Annotated in this window: 1 rRNA gene; it reads left to right on the forward strand. The window is 56.0% G+C overall.

Annotation, left to right across the window (positions count from 1 at the left end):
* Positions 1-1,171, forward strand: a 23S ribosomal RNA gene (locus ACR9ZK_RS21570); the annotation flags it as partial.

Consider the following 1,171-nt stretch of genomic DNA (forward strand, 5'->3'; position numbering starts at 1 on the left):
GCCTGAGACCTGATAGTGACCGCGAATGCGGGAAGAGGGTGATCCTATGCTGCCGAGAAAAACTTCTAGCGAGGTTCGAGCCGCCCGTACCCCAAACCGACTCAGGTGGTTAGGTAGAGAATACCAAGGCGATCGAGTGAATCGTGGTTAAGGAATTCGGCAAAATACCCCCGTAACTTCGGGAGAAGGGGGGCCCTGATCGTGACGGAACTTGCTTCCCGAGCGTGATCGGCCGCAGAGACCAGGGAGAAGCGACTGTTTACTAAAAACACAGGTCCGTGCCAAGTCGCAAGACGATGTATACGGACTGACGCCTGCCCGGTGCTGGAACGTTAAGGGGACCGGTTAGCACGCGAGTGCGACGCTGAGAACTTAAGCGCCAGTAAACGGCGGTGGTAACTATAACCATCCTAAGGTAGCGAAATTCCTTGTCGGGTAAGTTCCGACCTGCACGAATGGCGTAACGACTTCTCCACTGTCTCAACCACGAACTCGGCGAAATTGCACTACGAGTAAAGATGCTCGTTACGCGCAGCAGGACGGAAAGACCCCGGGACCTTTACTACAGCTTGGTATTGGTGTTCGGTACGGCTTGTGTAGGATAGGTGGGAGACTGTGAAGCGGGCACGTCAGTGCCGGTGGAGTCAACGTTGAAATACCACTCTGGTCGTTCTGGATATCTAACCTCGGTCCGTGATCCGGATCAGGGACAGTGCCTGGTGGGTAGTTTAACTGGGGCGGTTGCCTCCTAAAAGGTAACGGAGGCGCCCAAAGGTTCCCTCAGCCTGGTTGGCAATCAGGTGTCGAGTGTAAGTGCACAAGGGAGCTTGACTGTGAGACAGGCATGTCGAGCAGGGACGAAAGTCGGGACTAGTGATCCGGCGGTGGCTTGTGGAAGCGCCGTCGCTCAACGGATAAAAGGTACCCCGGGGATAACAGGCTGATCTTGCCCAAGAGTCCATATCGACGGCATGGTTTGGCACCTCGATGTCGGCTCGTCGCATCCTGGGGCTGGAGTAGGTCCCAAGGGTTGGGCTGTTCGCCCATTAAAGCGGTACGCGAGCTGGGTTTAGAACGTCGTGAGACAGTTCGGTCCCTATCCGCTGTGCGCGTAGGAAACTTGAGAAAGGCTGTCCCTAGTACGAGAGGACCGGGATGGACGAACCTCTGG

It is taken from the genome of Monashia sp. HAY1-5C (assembly GCF_056755255.1).